Annotated in this window: 12 protein-coding genes and 1 other RNA gene; 6 read left to right on the plus strand and 7 right to left on the minus strand. The window is 72.7% G+C overall.

Annotated features, from left to right (window positions below; all coding sequences use genetic code 11):
• The first annotated feature begins 144 nt into the window (after nt 1-144).
• Genes ASD48_RS02830 through ASD48_RS02840 form a run of 3 tightly spaced genes read left to right on the plus strand, consistent with a single transcriptional unit; the run spans nt 145 to nt 5,623 of the window.
• Nucleotides 145-957, plus strand: coding sequence for a hypothetical protein (locus tag ASD48_RS02830; RefSeq protein WP_079073680.1), 813 nt, complete (start codon nt 145-147; stop codon nt 955-957).
• A complete protein-coding gene (locus ASD48_RS02835) occupies nt 957-3,350 on the plus strand; it encodes a bifunctional serine/threonine-protein kinase/ABC transporter substrate-binding protein (protein WP_057599744.1) in 2,394 nt (797 codons plus the stop codon). Before ASD48_RS02830 ends, ASD48_RS02835 begins: the two co-directional genes overlap by 1 nt.
• Entirely contained in the window at nt 3,350-5,623 is a 2,274-nt protein-coding gene (locus ASD48_RS02840; protein ID WP_057599745.1) for a bifunctional serine/threonine-protein kinase/ABC transporter substrate-binding protein, read from the plus strand. The genes ASD48_RS02835 and ASD48_RS02840 overlap by 1 nt, the downstream gene beginning before the upstream one ends.
• Before the next feature lie 58 nt (nt 5,624-5,681).
• On the opposite strand, the gene ASD48_RS02845 is transcribed toward ASD48_RS02840, so the two are convergent.
• A complete protein-coding gene (locus ASD48_RS02845; RefSeq protein WP_057599746.1) occupies nt 5,682-7,151 on the minus strand; it encodes an APC family permease in 1,470 nt (489 codons plus the stop codon).
• Between the two features lie 105 nt (nt 7,152-7,256).
• Nucleotides 7,257-7,901: an FCD domain-containing protein gene (locus ASD48_RS02850; RefSeq protein WP_348983208.1), complete on the minus strand. Its 645-nt coding sequence runs from the start codon at nt 7,899-7,901 to the stop codon at nt 7,257-7,259.
• 252 nt (nt 7,902-8,153) lie between these two features.
• Here ASD48_RS02850 and ASD48_RS02855 point away from each other — a divergent pair, with 252 nt between their 5' ends.
• Nucleotides 8,154-9,620: an amino acid permease gene (locus ASD48_RS02855; protein WP_057599748.1), complete on the plus strand. Its 1,467-nt coding sequence runs from the start codon at nt 8,154-8,156 to the stop codon at nt 9,618-9,620.
• A gap of 256 nt (nt 9,621-9,876) precedes the next feature.
• Here ASD48_RS02855 and rnpB read toward each other — a convergent pair.
• An RNA gene (gene rnpB, locus ASD48_RS09685) (RNase P RNA component class A) lies at nt 9,877-10,280 on the minus strand.
• Between the two features lie 920 nt (nt 10,281-11,200).
• Nucleotides 11,201-12,022 (minus strand): AraC family transcriptional regulator, encoded by an 822-nt coding sequence (locus tag ASD48_RS02865; RefSeq protein WP_057599750.1) that lies wholly within the window; start codon nt 12,020-12,022, stop codon nt 11,201-11,203.
• A 188-nt stretch (nt 12,023-12,210) separates the two neighbouring features.
• On the opposite strand from ASD48_RS02865, the gene yaaA reads away from it, so the two are divergent.
• Together yaaA and eda are read left to right on the plus strand one after the other, a co-directional pair.
• Nucleotides 12,211-13,002: a peroxide stress protein YaaA gene (gene yaaA, locus ASD48_RS02870; RefSeq protein WP_057599751.1), complete on the plus strand. Its 792-nt coding sequence runs from the start codon at nt 12,211-12,213 to the stop codon at nt 13,000-13,002.
• A 110-nt stretch (nt 13,003-13,112) separates the two neighbouring features.
• Entirely contained in the window at nt 13,113-13,775 is a 663-nt protein-coding gene (gene eda / locus ASD48_RS02875; protein WP_057599752.1) for a bifunctional 4-hydroxy-2-oxoglutarate aldolase/2-dehydro-3-deoxy-phosphogluconate aldolase, read from the plus strand.
• On the opposite strand, the gene ASD48_RS02880 is transcribed toward eda, so the two are convergent.
• From ASD48_RS02880 to ASD48_RS02890, 3 genes are all read right to left on the minus strand, one after another.
• Nucleotides 13,747-15,237: a bifunctional RNase H/acid phosphatase gene (locus ASD48_RS02880; RefSeq protein ID WP_057599753.1), complete on the minus strand. Its 1,491-nt coding sequence runs from the start codon at nt 15,235-15,237 to the stop codon at nt 13,747-13,749. The genes eda and ASD48_RS02880 overlap by 29 nt on opposite strands.
• Before the next feature lie 145 nt (nt 15,238-15,382).
• The gene (locus ASD48_RS46120) at nt 15,383-16,126 is read right to left on the minus strand and encodes a C4-type zinc ribbon domain-containing protein (protein WP_079073583.1); all 744 of its coding nucleotides are present in this window, start codon (nt 16,124-16,126) and stop codon (nt 15,383-15,385) included.
• Nucleotides 16,123-16,998 (minus strand): Nif3-like dinuclear metal center hexameric protein, encoded by an 876-nt coding sequence (locus ASD48_RS02890; protein WP_057599755.1) that lies wholly within the window; start codon nt 16,996-16,998, stop codon nt 16,123-16,125. Before ASD48_RS02890 ends, ASD48_RS46120 begins: the two co-directional genes overlap by 4 nt.
• Nucleotides 16,999-17,080: the final 82 nt, after the last annotated feature.

Consider the following 17,080-nt stretch of genomic DNA (forward strand, 5'->3'; position numbering starts at 1 on the left):
TCGTTCACGGAACCGTCCGTCCACTTCTCGCGTACCTCTGTACGATCACCGCACGCGAAGCGGGGGCGCTGGGGCGGAGGGGCGGACATGAGCGACAACACAGCCAGACGCGGGCCGACTTGGCCCTTGAGGGCGACGTGGCCCTTGAGGGCTGCGGCGTCGGCGGCCGCGACAGCCGTGCTGCTGGGCGGCTGCGGCGCCGGGGGCGACAAGGCGGCAGAACCGAGCCCTTCGGCGTCCGCCCGGTCCGCGGCGCCGTCCGCGTCCGGCTCGCCCTCCTCGTCCGCCTCCTCGCCGGGCGGCGGCACCGCGTCGCTGTCGCCGTTCGAGGCGGACCCCGCCAAAGTGCCCCGGACGAGGCGACGGGCCGAGACGGTGACGCAGGCGGTCGCGCTGCGGCCGGCGGAATGGGGTGCGGGTTTCCGTGCCCAGCAGCCGGCCGCGAGCGCCCCCGGCACCGTCGCCGTGCTCGACGAACAGTGCCGCTGGCAGCGCCGGCCCCTTCCCGCGAGTGTGCTCGCCTCGCTGTCCCGCTACAGCGAACTGCCGGGCGCGGGCGGCAGGGGAACGCTGAAGGTGACCGCGGTGGTGACCGTGCACGCCGACGTCAGCGCGGCCGACCAGCAGTTGTCCACCACCCTGGAGGAGCCGCTGCGCTGCCGGGTCCAGCAGGTCCGCACCGACGAGCAGATAGCCGGGCTCATGTCGGCCGCGAGTCCCTACGGCGAGGGCGGCAACACCTATGCCGACGATCAGGTGGTGGAGATAGGCCAGTACCTCTCCGGAGCGAGCGCGCAGACGTACCGCTGGTACGTCACCCGGCTCGGCACGGTCACCGTGGCGGTGTCGGTGATGGGCGCCACGGGTTACACCGACGACGAGTTGGTCCGGTACGCGTCGCCCGCCGTCACCAAGATGCTCGACCGTGTGAAGGACGAGCTCGGAGGGAAGAGCTGATGGAGCCGCTGCGTTCTTCCGACCCCGCGCGTATCGCGGACCATCGGCTGCTCGGCCGACTCGGCGCCGGCGGCATGGGCGTCGTGTACCTGGCACGCACCCCGAACGGCGCCCTGGTGGCGTTGAAGGTGCTGCTCACCGAGTACGCCGAGGAGCCGGACTTCAGGGAGCGGTTCCGCCGGGAGGTCGAGGTCGCCCGGCGGGTCGACAGTCCCTGGGCGGTACCGCTGGTGGACGCCGACCCGGACGCCGAGGCGCCCTGGCTGACGACGGCGTTCGTCCCGGCGCCGTCGCTGGGCGAGGCGGTGGCCGCGTACGGGCCCCTGGCCGAGCACGGGGTACGGCTGCTCGGCGCCCGCCTGGCCGAGGCGCTGGGCGCGGTGCACCGGGTCGGTCTGGTCCACCGGGACCTCAAGCCGGGCAACGTGCTGATCGCCCACGACGGCCCCCGTCTCATCGACTTCGGCATAGCCCGGGCGCCGCAGGACACGGCGCTCACGGCGACCGGTCTGGTGGTAGGCACTCCCGGCTATCTGTCGCCCGAGCAGGCCCAGGACGGCGGCGACGGCATCGGCCCGGCGAGCGATGTGTTCTCCCTCGGGTGTGTCCTGGCGTTCGCGGCGACCGGCCGGGCGCCGTTCGGCAGCGGACCGGTGGACGCCCTGCTCTACCGGGCCGTGCACGACCCGGCGGACCTCGACGGGGTGCCGGCGGAGCTGCGCGAGGTGGTGGAAACCTGCCTGGAGAAGGATCCGGCCCGGCGGCCTGACGCAGCGGAGCTGGTACGGCGGTTGACGACCGAGGGCGGCCCGCGGAACCCGCAGGCGGCTGGGAACGGTTCACAGAACCGGCAGGCAGCCGACGGCGGTCCGCAGGACCAGCCGGAGGCCGAGGGCGGCCCGCAGGACCAGCCGGAGGCCGGGGGCGGCCCGCGGAACCCGCAAGCGGGCGGGTGGCTGCCCGAGGCGGTCACCCGGCTGATCGCCGAGCGGTCGGCGGCCGCGCTCGCGCTGCCGGACATCGAGCACACCCAGGTCCCGGCCGGCGACACGGCGCGACCGGACGCGGCGGCGGAGGACCTCCAGGAACCCGCGTCCGACGTGCGGGACACGCCTCCTGACCAGGCCTCCGCCGAGCAGGCTTCGCCGTCCGGGCCGCAGGACGCCCGTCCGACCGGCAGGCGCCGTTTCCTGCTGCTCGCAGGCGGGGCGGTGGCGGTCGCGGCGGGTGCGGGAACGGCCTGGTGGGCGGCGACCCGCGACGACGACTCGAAGGACGACAAGCCCGCGGCCGCGCGGCAGCTCGTGCACACGCTCGCGCTGCACGGCGACCTCAGCGGCCCGCAGCGCGAGTCGGGAAGGGCCCAGGAACGCGGACTGCGGCTCGCCGTCGCCGAGTTCAACGCGCGCGGCGACGCCCCGTTCACCGTGAAGGTCAGGGCCGTCGACGACAAGGGCGATCCGGCGACCTCGGCCCGGCTCGCCGCGGAACTCGCGGACGACCCCGCGGTCCTCGCCGTGGTCGGCCCCACCACCGACGCGACCGCACAGGCGGCGCTCGCCAAGTACGACGCCGGGCTCGTGCCGGTCGTCGCCGTGTCCCCCGGCAGTATCGGCCTCGTCATCCAGGGATTCCGCTCGTTCCTGCTCGGGCGGCTGCCCGACTCGGTGCTCGCCCTCTACATGAGCAACTACCTTCGTGGAACCGCCCGTTCGCAGAAGGTCGGGCTGGTCGTCGACCGTCCGGCAGGCAACTACGGGACGGATCTCGCCACTTCCCTCAGTACTCAGCTCAGCAACGCACAGCAGCCGGCGGTGCCGGAAGTGGTCAGCGCGATGCGCCACGACTTCGGCACCGCGGTGGACGCGGTGCTCTCCGCGGGCGCCGACTCCGTGTTCTTCGCCGGGCTGCCCGACCGGGGCGCACTCATCGCTACGACGCTGCGGCAACGCGCCTTCCGGGGCGCGCGCGTGTCCGGCCCGGCCCTGCTCGACGGACGGTTCCTGACCGGGGCTCAGGAGGCCGCCGAGGGGTGGGTGATGGTGGCTCCGGTCGTCGACCCGGCCCGCAAGCCCGAGGCCGCCAAGTTCGCCGCCGCCTACCGCGCGCGCTTCAAGGAGGCGCCGCCCCGGTACGCGGCTGAGGCGTACGACGTGACCGGGATGCTGCTGAAGGCCCTGTCCGGGCTGCCGGCGAAGAAGCGCACCCGGGAGAACCTGCTCGAGACCGTGCGGACGGGGAAGTACGAGGGCATCACGAAGGCATTCGCCTTCCAGGAGACCGGCGACATGGCCCGGACCGGCCTGATGGCCATCGACGGCACCGGCGGATTCCTCTGGCAGGTCGAACAGGGTGACTTCGTGTACGGCGGCCCCGCGCCGCTCACCATCTGATGGAGCCGCTGCGCACCGGCGACCCGTCCCGGCTCGGCCGCTACCGTCTGCTGCGGCGGCTGGGCGCCGGCGGCATGGGCGTCGTCTTCCTGGCGCGTGCGCCGGGCGGAGCCGTCGCCGCGGTCAAGACGGTCCGTGCCTCGTACGCCGACGAGCCGGGCTTCCGGGCCCGGTTCCGCCGCGAGGTGGAGGTCGCCCGGCGGGTGGACAGCCCCTGGGTGGTCCCGCTGCTGGACGCCGACGCCGACGCGGACACGCCATGGCTGGCGACCTCGTTCGTGCCGGGACCGTCGCTCTCCGAAACGGTGGACACGTTCGGACCGCTCGCCCCGGCCTCGGTGCGGGTGCTCGGTGTCCGGCTCGCCGAGGCGCTCGACGCGGTGCACGCCGCCGGCCTCGTGCACCGCGACGTCAAACCCGGCAACGTGCTGCTGGCCCCGGACGGACCGCGGCTCATCGACTTCGGCATCGCCCGCGCCCCGGAGGCCACGGCACTCACCTCCAGCGGCGTGATCGTCGGCTCGCCCGGCTTTCTCTCGCCGGAGCAGGCTCGGGCGCGCGGCGGGGAGATCGGCCCGCCCAGCGACGTGTTCTCACTGGGGTGCGTGCTGGCGTTCGCCGCGACGGGGGTACGGCCGTTCGGTGACGGTGGGGCGGCCGGCATGCTGCTGCGCACCGTCTACGAGGATCCCGACCCCGCCTCGCTGCCGGACGCCCTGGCCCCGCTCCTGAGGGCCTGCCTGGACAAGGATCCGCCGCGCCGCCCCACCCTCGCCCGTCTCCGCGAGGCCCTCGGGGGGACGGCGCCGGGTGGGAACGGCGCGGAAGGGCCGGACGCCCGCCCCGCCGAGCGGGCCGGCTGGCTGCCCGAGCCGGTCATGCGGCTGATCAACGACCGGTCCGCCACCGTGCTCACCCTCGACGCCATCGAGCCGACGCAGGTGTCCGCGCAACCGGACCAGGTGTCCCCCGTGCCACCGATGGCACCGGTGTCACCGGTGTCACCGGAAGCCGTGACGCTGACGGCCGTCACGGCTGCCCCGCCCGCCGTACCGGGCATCCGCCGCCGCAGCTTCCTGCGCCTCGGCTCCACGGCCGGGGTGCTGGCGGCCGGAGGCGGCGGTGCCTGGTGGTGGAGCAACCGGTCCGGGACGCCGACGACGCCTCCGTCCGACGCGAGCCCGCGCCCGGAACTGGTCGTGGCGTTCCAGGGCGATCTGACCGGGGCCCGCAAGGAGAGCGGGAACGCCCAGTTCAACGGCGCCCGGCTGGCCGTCGAGCAGGTCAACGCCCAGGGCGGCCGTCCCTTCCGCCTGAAGCTGGTCCCCTACGACGACGGTGGCGACCCGACCCGGGCCGGGAGCCTGGCCGGACGGCTGACGAAGGACGCCGCCGTCCTGGCGGTGCTGGGGCCCACCACCGACGCCTGCTTCCTCAGCACGGAGGCCGCGTACACGAAGGCGACGATGCCGGTGGTGTCCGTCTCGGTGGACGTCTCTCTCGAGGGCAGGTCGTTCGGCTACAACCAGTTCCGCTCCCATGCGGCGCTGCATGTCGAGAGGACTCTCTTCGCCGCGCCCTGCATCGACTACCTCGGCAACCACGTCGACGCGCGGAAGGTGTTCCTGGTGGACGACCGGGCGCAGGGAGACACCGCCTGGACCCTGTGCGACCTGGCCCGGCAGGGACTGCGGAACGCCGGCCGGGACAGCATCCTGAAAAGCGTCCCCGCCGGGAAGATCGACTACACCGCGCTGGCCGCGGAGGTGATGTCCGCGGGTGCGGACTCGGTCGTGTGCACGGGGGACGCGGCACGGACCGCCGGTCTGGCATCCGCCCTCGAGGCCGCCGGATTCACCGGCACCGGCATGGCGACGGAGCAGGCATTCGGTCCGGCCTTCCTCACCGCCGCGGGCGCCGCCGCGACCGGCTGGGTCTTCGCCACCTCGTTCGTGGACCCCGCGGTCCGCCCCTCCGCCCGGGCCTTCACCGCCGCCTACCGCGCCCGCTTCGGCGCAGCCCCCGGCTGGTACGCGGCGGAGGCCTACGACGCCGTGATGTTCCTGGCGCAGGCCTGCACCAAGGACGGCTCGGCGGTGAAGGAGCGCGGAGCGATCGCCCGCCGGCTCCGCGAGGTCGCGCACACCGGGATCACCCGCACCGTCAAGTACCGGCAGGGCCACGGCTTCAACGACGACGCGATGTTCGACTACCAGGTGACCGACGGCAGGTTCCGCTACCTCGGCCAGTACCGGGAGACCGCGGTCTCCTGAACGGGGAACCTCGCGCCCGCCCGCCCGGCGGAACGCCCGGTGACCGTCACCGCCGCGTTCACTCCGCGTCCGCGACGACCGATCCCACCCGGTCGGCCAGGCCCGGGTCGCGTCGGACCAGAAGGGCCGCGTAGCAGACGGCCGCGAGGAGGGTGGCCAGAGCCGCGTAGGGAAACCAGCTGTACGGGGCGGGCTGGCCGGGCTTGGCGAGGTAGTAGAGGGGGACCAGGACGGCGAGCGCGCCGACCGCGGGCAGTACCAGGTGCCGCACGGTCCGGAACTCCTGCGGACGGTACCTGCGGTAGTACAGCGGCAGCGCGATGTTGGACGCGAGGTAGACCAGCAGGATCAGGATCGCGCCCAGGCTGGAGGACTCGGCGAAGAAGACCACCGGGTTCATCTCACCGCCGTCCCCCAGCAGATGCCCCAGACCCCAGCCCGCGATGATCAGCAGCGCGGTGGCGGTGAAGGTGACGATCGCGTTGTTCGGCGTACGGCGGGTGGGGTGGACGTACCCGAAGAAGGACGGGAGCAGCCCCTCGCGTCCGGCGTTGAACACCAGCCTCGCCTGGGAGTTGATGCCCGCGATCAGCACGCCGAGGGTGGAGGTCAGGCCGCCGAGGTAGGCGAGGAGCGCCAGCGCTCCCAGCGTGTGCTGGGCGACGTCCACGAAGGGGATCCGGGAGTCTCCGAGCCGCTGCACGTCGTAGCCGAAGCCGGTCACCGTGGCGTAGGAGAAGAGGATGTAGCTCACCGTCATGATCGCCACGGAGGAGAACACGGCGCGGCCGACGTTGCGCCGCGGGTTCTCCGTCTCCTCGGCCAGGGCGGCGGAGTTCTCCCAGCCGATGAACAGGTACACCGCCAGCGGGAAGCCCGCCGCGAGGCCCTTGACGCCGTGGGTGAGGTGGGAGGGCAGGAACGGGGCCGCGGAGAGGTCGCCGCGGTGCTCGACGATCGCGGCGACCGAGACCACGACCAGCACGAGCATCTCCACGCCGAAGAAGTAGCCGGCCCACTTGGTGGACACCACGATCCCGCGCAGCATCAGCACCACCGCCAGCCCGGTCAGCAGCAGCGTCCAGAGGATCCACGGCAGGTCGACGCCGGTGTAGTGGTGCAGGGTGATCTGCATGAACCCACCCGAGATCGCGATGACGGAGGCCATCGCGATGATGTAGCCGAGTCCGGCGAGCAGGGCTGTCGTCACTGCGCTGACCGGCCCGAAGGTCTTGCCCACGAAGGTGGTGAAGCTGCCCGCCGAGGGGTGCGCCCGGGAGAACTCGGCCAGCGTGTTGCCGAACAGCGCGACCGCCACCCCCGCCGCCACGATGGTCAGCGGGGAGGCGACGCCCGCGGTGGTGGCCAGGAAGGCGAAGCCGAAGAAGAAGCTCATGGCCGGGCCGACGTTGGCCATCGTGGCTGCGGCGATGTCCGCCATGCCGAGGACGCCGCCGCGCAGCCGCTCGGGCGTGCCAGCGGCGTGGCCCGACGTCGACGACGGTCCGACGGGTCCGGACTCGGGCATGGCGACAGCTCCTTCTGAGAGGCGGCGACCTTGAGGCGAGGCGGGGGGGGGAGGAAAGGGGTGGGGAGGAGCGGGGAGGGACGGGGGGACAGCAAGGAGGGCGGGTCAGTTCGGTCCGGCGTGCCGGTGTGCCTTCACCGCGCGTACCGCCGGGTCCATGGCGCCACGACCGAGTTCGTCCAGCAGGTCGGCGTGGCAGCGGTTGCGGGCCCGTACGACCGCGGGGTCCGGCGCGGGCCGCAGCAGGCACTCCCTGCCGAGCAGGTCGGCGGCGAACTCCCGGATCCCGGTGCCGCCGAGCGTCTGAGCGAGGTCGAGGTGGAAACGGGTCTCCAGTTCAGGCAGCCGGGCCGGGTCGTCGGCCCGGTCCATCTCCTCGACCAGCGTCCGCAGCCCGTCGAGCCGGCCGTCCGGGAGCTCGCCGGCGGTGTGCGCCACGAGCCCGCACTCGAGCAGCAGATGGAAGTCGTCCAGCGCGGCCGCCTCGTCGGCGTCGTGCAGGACGGCGACGACCGCACCCCAGTCCGCCGCGACGAAGGTTCCACCCGCCCGGCCTCGCCTGCGGTCGAGCAGGCCGTCCTGGCACATGGACTCCAGCGCGCGGCGCACGGTGATCTCACTGATCCCGAGTTCCTCGGCGAGGACACCCGCGTCCGGCAGCCGGTCTCCCGGCGACACGGACCTCAGCCGCACCCGCAGGGCGATCCGGGACCGTACGAGCTCTGCTCCCGTGGGGCCCCGGCCGGCCAGGACCCGCGTGTCCCAGCCGGTGTAGGGGCCGAACTTGCCCGCTGCATTCACCACGGCGCCACCTTAACTGCCTGCTGAGCGGGGTCACGGTGTGGTCCACAGAGGGCTCCCGGAAGAGAGGGTTCCGCGCTGCACGAAAAATAGAGCAAGGTGAACAGTTAAACAAGTCTTGTTTTTTTCGATCGTACTGAACTAATTTCCAGACGCTCCTGGTCCGTCCTCCCTGTCCGTACTCCCTCCATGGATGTCGAGATGACCACAACCGTCCCCAGAACCCCTCCCGCCGAGCCGGGCAAGTCCGGCGAGCCCGGCGAGTCGAGCGGGTCCGGCGGCCTTCAGGCCGGACTCAAGAACCGCCACCTGTCGATGATCGCGATCGGCGGTGTCATAGGCGCCGGCCTGTTCGTCGGCTCCGGTTCCGGCATCGCCGCCGCCGGCCCCGGCATCCTCGTCTCGTACGCCCTCGTCGGCGTCCTCGTCGTCCTCGTGATGCGGATGCTCGGCGAGATGGCCGCGGCCAACCCCACCTCCGGCTCGTTCTCGGCCTACGCGGACCGCGCGCTGGGCCGCTGGGCCGGCTTCACCATCGGCTGGCTGTACTGGTTCTTCTGGGTCGTGGTGCTCGCCGTCGAGGCGACCGCCGGGGCGAAGATCCTGGCCGGCTGGATACCCGCGGTGCCCCAATGGGGCTGGGCCCTGATCGTCATGATCGTCCTCACCGCCACCAACCTGGTCTCGGTCAGCTCCTACGGCGAGTTCGAGTTCTGGTTCGCCGGCATCAAGGTCGTCGCCATCGCCGCGTTCATCGTGGTCGGCGGACTCGCGCTCTTCGGCCTGCTGCCCGGATCCGACCACCCGGCCAGCGGCTTCACCAACCTCACCGCACACGGCGGCTTCCTGCCGAACGGCCCCGGAGCGATCCTCACCGGCGTCCTGATGGTCGTCTTCTCCTTCATGGGCAGCGAGATCGTCACCCTGGCGGCGGGCGAGACCGCCGACCCGCGGGCCGCCGTCACCAAGGCCACCAACAGCGTGATCTGGCGGATCGCGGTGTTCTACCTCGGCTCGATCCTGATCGTGGTGTCGCTGCTGCGCTGGGACGACCCGGCCATCCTCAAGGACGGCTCGTACGTCGCCGCCCTGAGCTCCATCGGCATCCCGCACGCCGCGCAGATCATGAACACCATCGTGCTGACCTCGGTGCTGTCCTGTCTCAACTCCGGCCTGTACACGGCCTCCCGCATGGCCTTCTCGCTCGGTCGGCGCAGTGACGCCCCGGCAGCCTTCGGACGGACCACGGGCGGCGGGGTCCCGCGCGCGGCCATCCTCGCCTCGGTGGCCTTCGGCTTCGTCGCGGTCGCCTTCAACTACCTGTGGCCGGACACGGTCTTCCAGTTCCTGCTCAACGCCTCCGGCGCGATCGCCCTGTTCGTCTGGCTGGTGATCTGCTTCTCCCAGCTGCGGATGCGCAAGATCATCGAGCGGGAGTCGCCGGAGAAGCTGGTCGTCCGCATGTGGCTCTACCCCTACCTCACCTGGGCGACCATCGCCCTCATCACCTTCGTCCTCGGCTACATGCTGACGGACACGGCCGAGGGTGGCGGGCGCGACCAGGTGGTGCTGTCCACGGCGGTGGCCATCGGTGTGGTGGTCTTCGCACTGCTCCGCGGACGGCTGTCCGGCAGGAACAAGAGTCAGGACACGGTTCCCCTGCCCTGACGATTTCGGGCGGGACGGCCCGGACCGACGACGTCAAGACCGGCTCCGGTCCGGGCCCAAGTCGGTCCGGGCCGTCCCGCGTGAAAACGGGTGTGAGCCCGCCAGGAAATCCGCTGGGCAACCACACGGCGTCCGCGGGCAACTCGTGCGCAGACGGAGCTCTGCCCCACCCCGTCCCTCTACTGGCAGGAACGGGCACGGAACTGAGCCGCCGTCCCGGAGCGACCGGTCCCCGGGCTGAGCCGCAGGACGGCGGCAGACGAGTCGGGCTGTACGCCGGGTTCTGTCGCCCGGCTGCCTCGCGGCGGCCGGGGAGACGGCCATCCATCTAGGGCCGGCGTTGCCGCCGGCCTCGTGCGGTCTACCCGCGGACTCGGGCGGGCAGCCCTCGAACGTCCGCGCAGAGCGCTTGTTACGGCGCTCCTTTTGACCTTGCTCCAGGTGGGGTTTACCTAGCTGCCCAGGTCACCCTGGGCACTGGTGGTCTCTTACACCACCGTTTCACCCTTACCGAGGACCGAGGTCCCCGGCGGTCTGTTTTCTGTGGCACTGTCCCGCGGGTCACCCCGGGTGGCCGTTAGCCACCACCTTGCCCTGTGGAGCCCGGACGTTCCTCGGGAAGTCCCGTGAGGGACTCCACGCGGCCGTCCGCCCGGCTCGTCTGCCGTGTCGACCATGCTACCGGGCGTGCGTCGCTCTTCGGGCCCGAGGCCGTCGCGAGGACCGAGCCTGCCAGGATCAGGGTGAAGGCGGCCACGATCGTCGCCGTCAGGGGTTCGTCGAGGAACAGGGCGCCCGCCGCCACCGCGACGGCCGGGTTGACGTAGGTGATGACCGTGGCGCGGGTGGGTCCCGCCTCCTTGATCAGCTCCATGAAGGCGACGAAGGCGACCGCCGTGCAGATGACGCCCAGGCCCGCGAGGGCCGCCAGCACGGACGGGGTGGGCAGCTCCGCGGGCCGGGTCACGGCCGCGGCCGGTGCGTAGACCAGGGCGGCCAGGGCCAGGCAGGGGGCCGTGAGGTGGAGGGACGGGACGTCCTTGAGGTGGCGGGCGGCTATCAGCGGGGCCGTCGCGTAGCCGAGGACCGTCAGCAGGACCTCGGCCAGGGAGAGGGTGTCGCCGCCCGTGAGGTGCGGGACGGTGAGGACCCCGACGCCGGCGAGCCCCAGCGCCAGGCCCGTCACCCGCCGGACGCCCAGCGTCTCCGTGTCGCCGAAGAAGCGGGAGAGGGTCACTCCGACGATCGGCACGCCCGCGATCAGCAGGCCCGCCGTGGAGCTCGACAGGTGGCGTTCCGCGTCGGTGAGGGTGAACCAGGGGCCGATGATCTCGATGACCGCGAAGGCCAGCATGGGCTTCCAGTGCGTCCGGACCGTCCGGGTCAGGCCCCGTTGCCGTAGCGCGAAGGGGAGCAGGAGGGCCGCGCCCAGCGCGCATCGGGTGAACACGACCATGGACGGGGAGAGGTCCTCCACCGCCACTTTGATCATCAGGTAGGGGATGCCCCACACCACTCCCATCAGGGAGAACAGGAACCAGCCGCGTGCAGTCATACGGGGAGTGTCGGCCGGGCCCCGGTCAGGTGTCTTGAACGCTGTTGCGGTACGCGGCCGGGGTCACCCCCAGCACGCGGCGGAACCACCGGGTGAGGTGGGCCTGGTCCGCGAAGCCGACGAGGCCGGCGACCTCCGCGGGACGCAGCCCGGACTCCAGCAGGCCCCGCGCCCGGGCCACCCGGTACTGGGCCAGCCAGGCGTACGGCGGCATGCCCGTCGTCGTACGGAACGCGCGCAGCAGCTGGTAGCGGGACAGGCCGAGGTCCGCCGCGAGGTCGGCCAGGGAGGGCGGGGCGAGGAGTTCGTCGGCCAGACGGGTGCGGACGGCGTGGGTGAGGTGTTCGGCGCCGGGGATCGTGTCGCACACCGGGCGGGCCGTGGAGTGGCGTCGGGCGAGGGCCGTCAGCAGCCAGGGGAAGCGGGACTCGGCTTCCAGAGGGTCGGGGCAGGCGGCCAGTTCGGTGTGCGTCCGGCGCAGGGCGGCGGCCAGTTCCGGGTCGTCGAGGAGGGGCTCACGGAAGTGCGGCACTCCGCCGAGGGTGCCTTCGGTGAGGAGGGCCGAGCCTGCGTACAGGGCGCGGTAGGCGTAGCCGTCGGTGTCGTTGCCCGGGCCGCCGGTGTGCGTCTCTCCGGGGGCGAGGACGACGATGGAGCCGGGACCGGTACGGATGTGCCCGCCGCGGTAGGCGATGATCTCCGAGCCGCCCACGCAGACACCGACGGTGAACTCCTCGTGGGCGTGCGGGGCGTAGACGTGCCGGTCGAAGCGGGCCGTGAGGAGGTCCAGGGGCGGGCCGCAGCGCCCCAGCCGGGCTCTGGTCCACAACGCCTGTTCACGACTCACGCGCCACCCCCGTGTGACCCCGCCATGTGACCCCTGTCCGAGCCGCTACGGGTGCAACACCTTCGGACCCCGGTTCATGCCGCCGGGCGGGTGCCGGGCGAGCGGAGGGGCAGGTGCGGACCTCGGCCGGGCCGTCGTGTGGCACGTCGTACGCTGTCGCAGCAGAGCTCTATTGAAGGAGACTTCCCGTGCTTGTCCTGCTGCCGCCCTCCGAAGGCAAGGCGTCCTCCGGGCGTGGCGCCCCGCTCAAGCCGGAGGCGCTCTCCCTGCCGGGGCTCGGCCCCGCCCGCGAGGCCGTCCTCGACGAGCTGGTCGAGCTGTGCGCGGCCGACGAGGACAAGGCGCGCGAGGTGCTCGGGCTGAGCGAGGGGCTGCGCGGCGAGGTCGCGAAGAACATCGAGCTGCGCACGGCGGGAGCCCGGCCCGCCGGGGAGATCTACACGGGCGTCCTGTACGACGCTCTCGACCTGGCCTCCCTCGACGCGGCCGCCAAGCGGCGCGCGGCCAGGTCGCTGCTCGTCTTCTCGGGGCTGTGGGGTGCCGTCCGGGTGACGGACCGGATCCCGTCCTACCGCTGCTCGATGGGTGTGAAGCTGCCCGGGCTGGGGGCGCTGGGCGCGTACTGGCGCGCGCCGATGGCGTCCGTGCTGCCCGAGGCGGCCGGGAACGGGCTGGTGCTGGACCTGCGGTCGGCGGCGTACGCGGCGCCGTGGAAGCCGAAGGGCGAGGTCGCGGGACGGACGGCGAGCGTGCGGGTGCTGCACGCGCCGACCCGGAAGGTCGTCAGCCACTTCAACAAGGCGACCAAGGGGCGGATCGTACGGAGTCTGCTGACGGCCGGGATCGCGCCGGCGGGTCCTGCCGAGCTGGTGGAGGCGCTGCGGGACCTCGGATACGTGGTGGAGGAGAAGGCGCCGCCGAAGGCGAAGGCGGGGGCGGCCGCATGGACCCTGGATGTGCTGGTGGACGAGGTGCACTGACGCACCCATCACGTCACCCATCACTTCGCCCATCACATCGCATCGCAGCGCCGTTGCAACATACGCAATGACCTTTGCGCAGGCTGCACGCCGGGGGCAGGATGAGGCGCATGACCTCACCCCTGCCCTCCTCTTCGGCTGCCTCGGTACTGGATCTGGCCCCGGTCGTACCCGTGGTGGTCGTCGAGGACGCCGCCGACGCCGTACCGCTGGCGCGGGCGCTGGTGGCGGGCGGGCTGCCCGCGATCGAGGTGACCCTGCGGACACCGGCCGCGCTCGACGCGATCCGGGAGATCTCCGGGTCGGTCCCGGAGGCCGTCGTCGGGGCCGGGACCGTGATCACACCGGATCAGGTGACGGCGTGCGGGGAGGCAGGCGCGCGGTTCCTGGTGAGCCCCGGCTGGACGGACGCCCTGCTGGCGGCGATGCGGGCGTCCGGGCTGCCCTTCCTGCCCGGGGTGTCGACCACGTCGGAGGTCGTGGCACTGCTGGAACGCGGGGTGCGGGAGATGAAGTTCTTCCCGGCGCAGGCCGCGGGCGGCACGGCCTACCTCAGGTCACTGGCCGGACCGCTCCCCCAGGCCCGGTTCTGCCCGACCGGCGGGATCGGCCCGGACAACGCGCGGGAGTATCTGTCCCTGCCCAACGTCGGTTGCGTGGGCGGGAGTTGGATGGTCCCGGCGGACGCGATCGCGGCGCGGGACTGGCCGCGCGTCGAGGGGCTCGCGCGCACCGCCTCGCGGCTCAGGACCGCAGGTGGGACGTGTCGTTGAACAGCCGGACGCTGGCGTTGCCGTCCGCGTAGTAGGCCACCGCCGACAGCGACGCCGCCGACAGCTCCATGCGGAAAAGGGACTCGGACGGGGCGCCGAGGGCAAGCCGTACGAGCGTCTTGATCGGGGTCACATGGGTGACCAGCAGCACCGTGCGGCCCGCGTACTCCGCCACCAGCCGGTCCCGGGTGGCCGCGATCCGGGTGGCGGTCGCCGCGAAGCTCTCGCCGCCGCCGGTGGGCTCGGCCTCCGGGTCGGCCAGCCAGGCGTTCAGGTCCTCGGGGTGACGCTCGCGGACCTCGCCGAAGGTCAGCCCCTCCCAGGCCCCGAAGTCGGTCTCGATCAGCCCGTCCTCGACGGTGACCTCCAGGCCGAGGCGGGCGGCCACGGCCGCGGCCGTCTCACGGGTGCGGGCGAGCGGGGAGGCGAGGATGTGCTGGACGGTCCCGCGCCGGGCGAGGGCGGCGGCGACCCGCTCGGCCTGCTCCCGGCCGACGTCCGAGAGGGAGGGATCGGTGCCGCCGCTGCCGGAGAACCGCTTCTGCGGCGTGAGCGGCGTCTCGCCGTGCCGCAGCAGCACGAAGGTGGCGGGCGCCCCGAGATCGGGCGCCGCCCCCCAGCCGACGGAGGGGGTGGCTGCGGGGCTGGCTGCCGGGGTGCCGGCGGCGGAGCCGACGGGAGAGGCGGACGCCCGAGACGGAGCGGGAGGAGAAGCCGGAGCGGGACTCTGGGTGGCGGCGACCGTGCGGGCGGCGCGGAGGTCGGCGCCCGCCGTCGTCGCCTTCTCGTGGACGGCCGCCTTCTCCTGGACGGTTGCCTTCTCCTGGACGGTTGCCTTCTCCTGGAGGGTCGCTTCCTCCTGGACGGTCGCTTCCTCCTCGACGGCGTCCGTGGTCGGCTCGGCGGCCGGACGGGACCGGGCGAGGGCCTCGCGGGCCTTCGCCGCGCCCGCCGTGGCGTCGCCGGGCGGGCCCGACGGCTCGGGTGCGGCCGGGGTCACGGGGACCCGGGCGCCGAGCTCGGCCCGCGACGCCCCGGCGTCCCACTGCTCGCCCCGCTTGCCCGCGTCCATCGCCTCGTTCGCCAGACGGTCGGCGTGCTTGTTCCGCTCGCGCGGCATCCACTCGTAGGTGACCTGCCCGGGCGGGAGGATCCGGGCCGCCTCGGCGGCCAGCGGCTTCATGTCGGGGTGCTTGATCTTCCAGCGGCCCGACATCTGCTCGACGACCAGCTTGGAGTCCATGCGCACCCGCACCGTGGCCGACGGGTCGAGCTCACGGGCGGCGCGCAGTCCGGCCACCAGTCCCCGGTACTCGGCCACGTTGTTGGTGGCGACGCCGATGTACTCGGCGCGCTCGACCAGCGTCTCCCCCGTCGCCGCGTCGATCACCACGCTGCCGTAGCCCGCGGGCCCCGGGTTGCCCCGCGACCCGCCGTCGGCCTCGACGATGAACTCCCGCACGACGTATGCCCCTTACCGACTCGGACTCCGACTTCCGACTCCGATACCGACTACTTACCGACTACCGACCTCTGACCACTGACTACCGACGTCTGACCACTGGCCACTGACGGCCGAGTGTCGGTCACCGGCCCCCGGCGGCCGACTACAGGCCGGACTCGGACGTACGCACGAGGATGCGACGGCAGTTCTCGCACCGTACGACCGTGTCGGACGGCGCCTTGCGGATCTCGGCCAACTCGGTGATGGCGAGCTCCTGGCGGCAGCCCTGGCAGGTCCGCTGGTAGAGCTTGGCCGCGCCGACGCCACCCTGCTGCTCGCGCAGCTTCTCGTAGAGCTTGAGCAGATCGGCGGGTACGGAGGCCGCGATGACCTCGCGCTCCTTGGCGACGCTGGCGGCCTCGCTGTCGAACCCTTCCAGGGCCGTGTCCCGGCGCGCGAGGGCGTCGTCGATCTTGCCCTGGACGGAGCCGACCCGCTCGGTCAGCTCGGCGGCGCGCTCCTGCGCGCTCTCACGGCGCTCCATGACCTCCAGGACGATGTCCTCGAGGTCGCCCTGGCGCTTGGCGAGGGAGACGATCTCCCGCTGGAGGTTCTCCAGGTCCTTGGGGGAGGTGACGGCCCCGGAGTCGAGCCGCTGCTGGTCACGGGCGGCGCGCTGACGGACCTGGTCGACGTCCTGCTCGGCCTTGGTCTGCTCGCGGGCGGTGTCGCTCTCCTCGGTCTGCGCCGCGACCAGGAGGTCGCGCAGCTGCGTGAGGTCCTTGTTCAGCGACTCGATCTCGGCGTGCTCGGGCAGGGACCTCCGCTTGTGGGTGAGCTGCTGGAGACGGGCGTCGAGGGCTTGGACGTCGAGGAGTCGGATCTGGTCGGCGGGCGCGGCGTTCAGTTGGGGGCTCCCATTGAGCTAGAGGTGGTGTTGGACGCCGCGTGGGCCGTCCAGGGGTCGGTGACCGTACGGGAGACGTGGACCCGCAGGCCCCACCCCCGCCGGTCGGAGATCTCGTCGAGCTGGGTGGCGGCCAGCTCGCACCAGGGCCACTCGGTGGCCCAGTGCGCCGCGTCGAGCAGCGCGAGAGGTCGATGGGCGCCGTGGGCGCGGTCCGCGATGAACTCCGACGCCGGGTGGTGGCGCAGGTCCGCGGTGAGGAAGGCGTCGACGCCGGCCGCCCGGACGTGGTCGAACAGGCTGTCGCCCGAGCCGCCACTGACGGCGACTGTCCGCACCAACGCCTCCGGGTCGCCCGCCGCCCGGATGCCCTGCGTGGTGGCGGGCAGCCGCTCGGCGGCACGGGCGGTGAGCTCACGGACGGTGAGCGGGTGGTCCAGCTCGCAGACGCGACCGAGGCCGCGCCGCCCGTCGGGGTCGCTCGGGTCCGGCACGAGAGGACGTACGACCCGTAGGTCGAGCGCACCGGCGAGGGCGTCGCTGACGCCGGGATCGGCGGTGTCCGCGTTGGTGTGGGCGACGTGAAGGGCGATGTCGTTCTTGATGAGGGTGTGCACGACACGGCCCTTGAAGGTGGAGGCCGCGACGGTCGTCGTTCCGCGCAGATACAGCGGATGATGGGTGACGAGCAGCCCGGCGCCGAGCTTGACGGCTTCCTCGACGATCTCCTGGACGGGATCGACGGCGAACAGAACCCGGGTGACCTCCTGCTCGGGGTCGCCCACGACCGTGCCGACCGCGTCCCAGGACTCGGCCCGCTCGGCGGGCCACAGGTTCTCCAGCGCGGCGATGACTTCAGACAGACGGGGCACGGGGAAAGGCTACCTGGCCGTCTCACCGGCCCGTACCGGTGCGGCCGATGCCGTCGCGGCCACCTGGGCCGCCGATCGTGAG

Origin of the sequence: Streptomyces sp. Root1310 (assembly GCF_001426425.1) — a bacterium.
In the GTDB taxonomy this organism is placed as follows: domain Bacteria; phylum Actinomycetota; class Actinomycetes; order Streptomycetales; family Streptomycetaceae; genus Streptomyces.

Bases quoted from the DNA above. Each gene is read 5' to 3' on its own strand.
- ASD48_RS02835 (WP_057599744.1), top strand. From the start codon at position 957: ATGGAGCCGCTGCGTTCTTCCGACCCCGCGCGTATCGCGGACCATCGG.
- ASD48_RS02840 (WP_057599745.1), top strand. From the start codon at position 3,350: ATGGAGCCGCTGCGCACCGGCGACCCGTCCCGGCTCGGCCGCTACCGT.
- ASD48_RS02845 (WP_057599746.1), bottom strand. From the start codon at position 7,151: ATGCCCGAGTCCGGACCCGTCGGACCGTCGTCGACGTCGGGCCACGCC.
- ASD48_RS02855 (WP_057599748.1), top strand. From the start codon at position 8,154: ATGACCACAACCGTCCCCAGAACCCCTCCCGCCGAGCCGGGCAAGTCC.
- eda (WP_057599752.1), top strand. From the start codon at position 13,113: ATGACCTCACCCCTGCCCTCCTCTTCGGCTGCCTCGGTACTGGATCTG.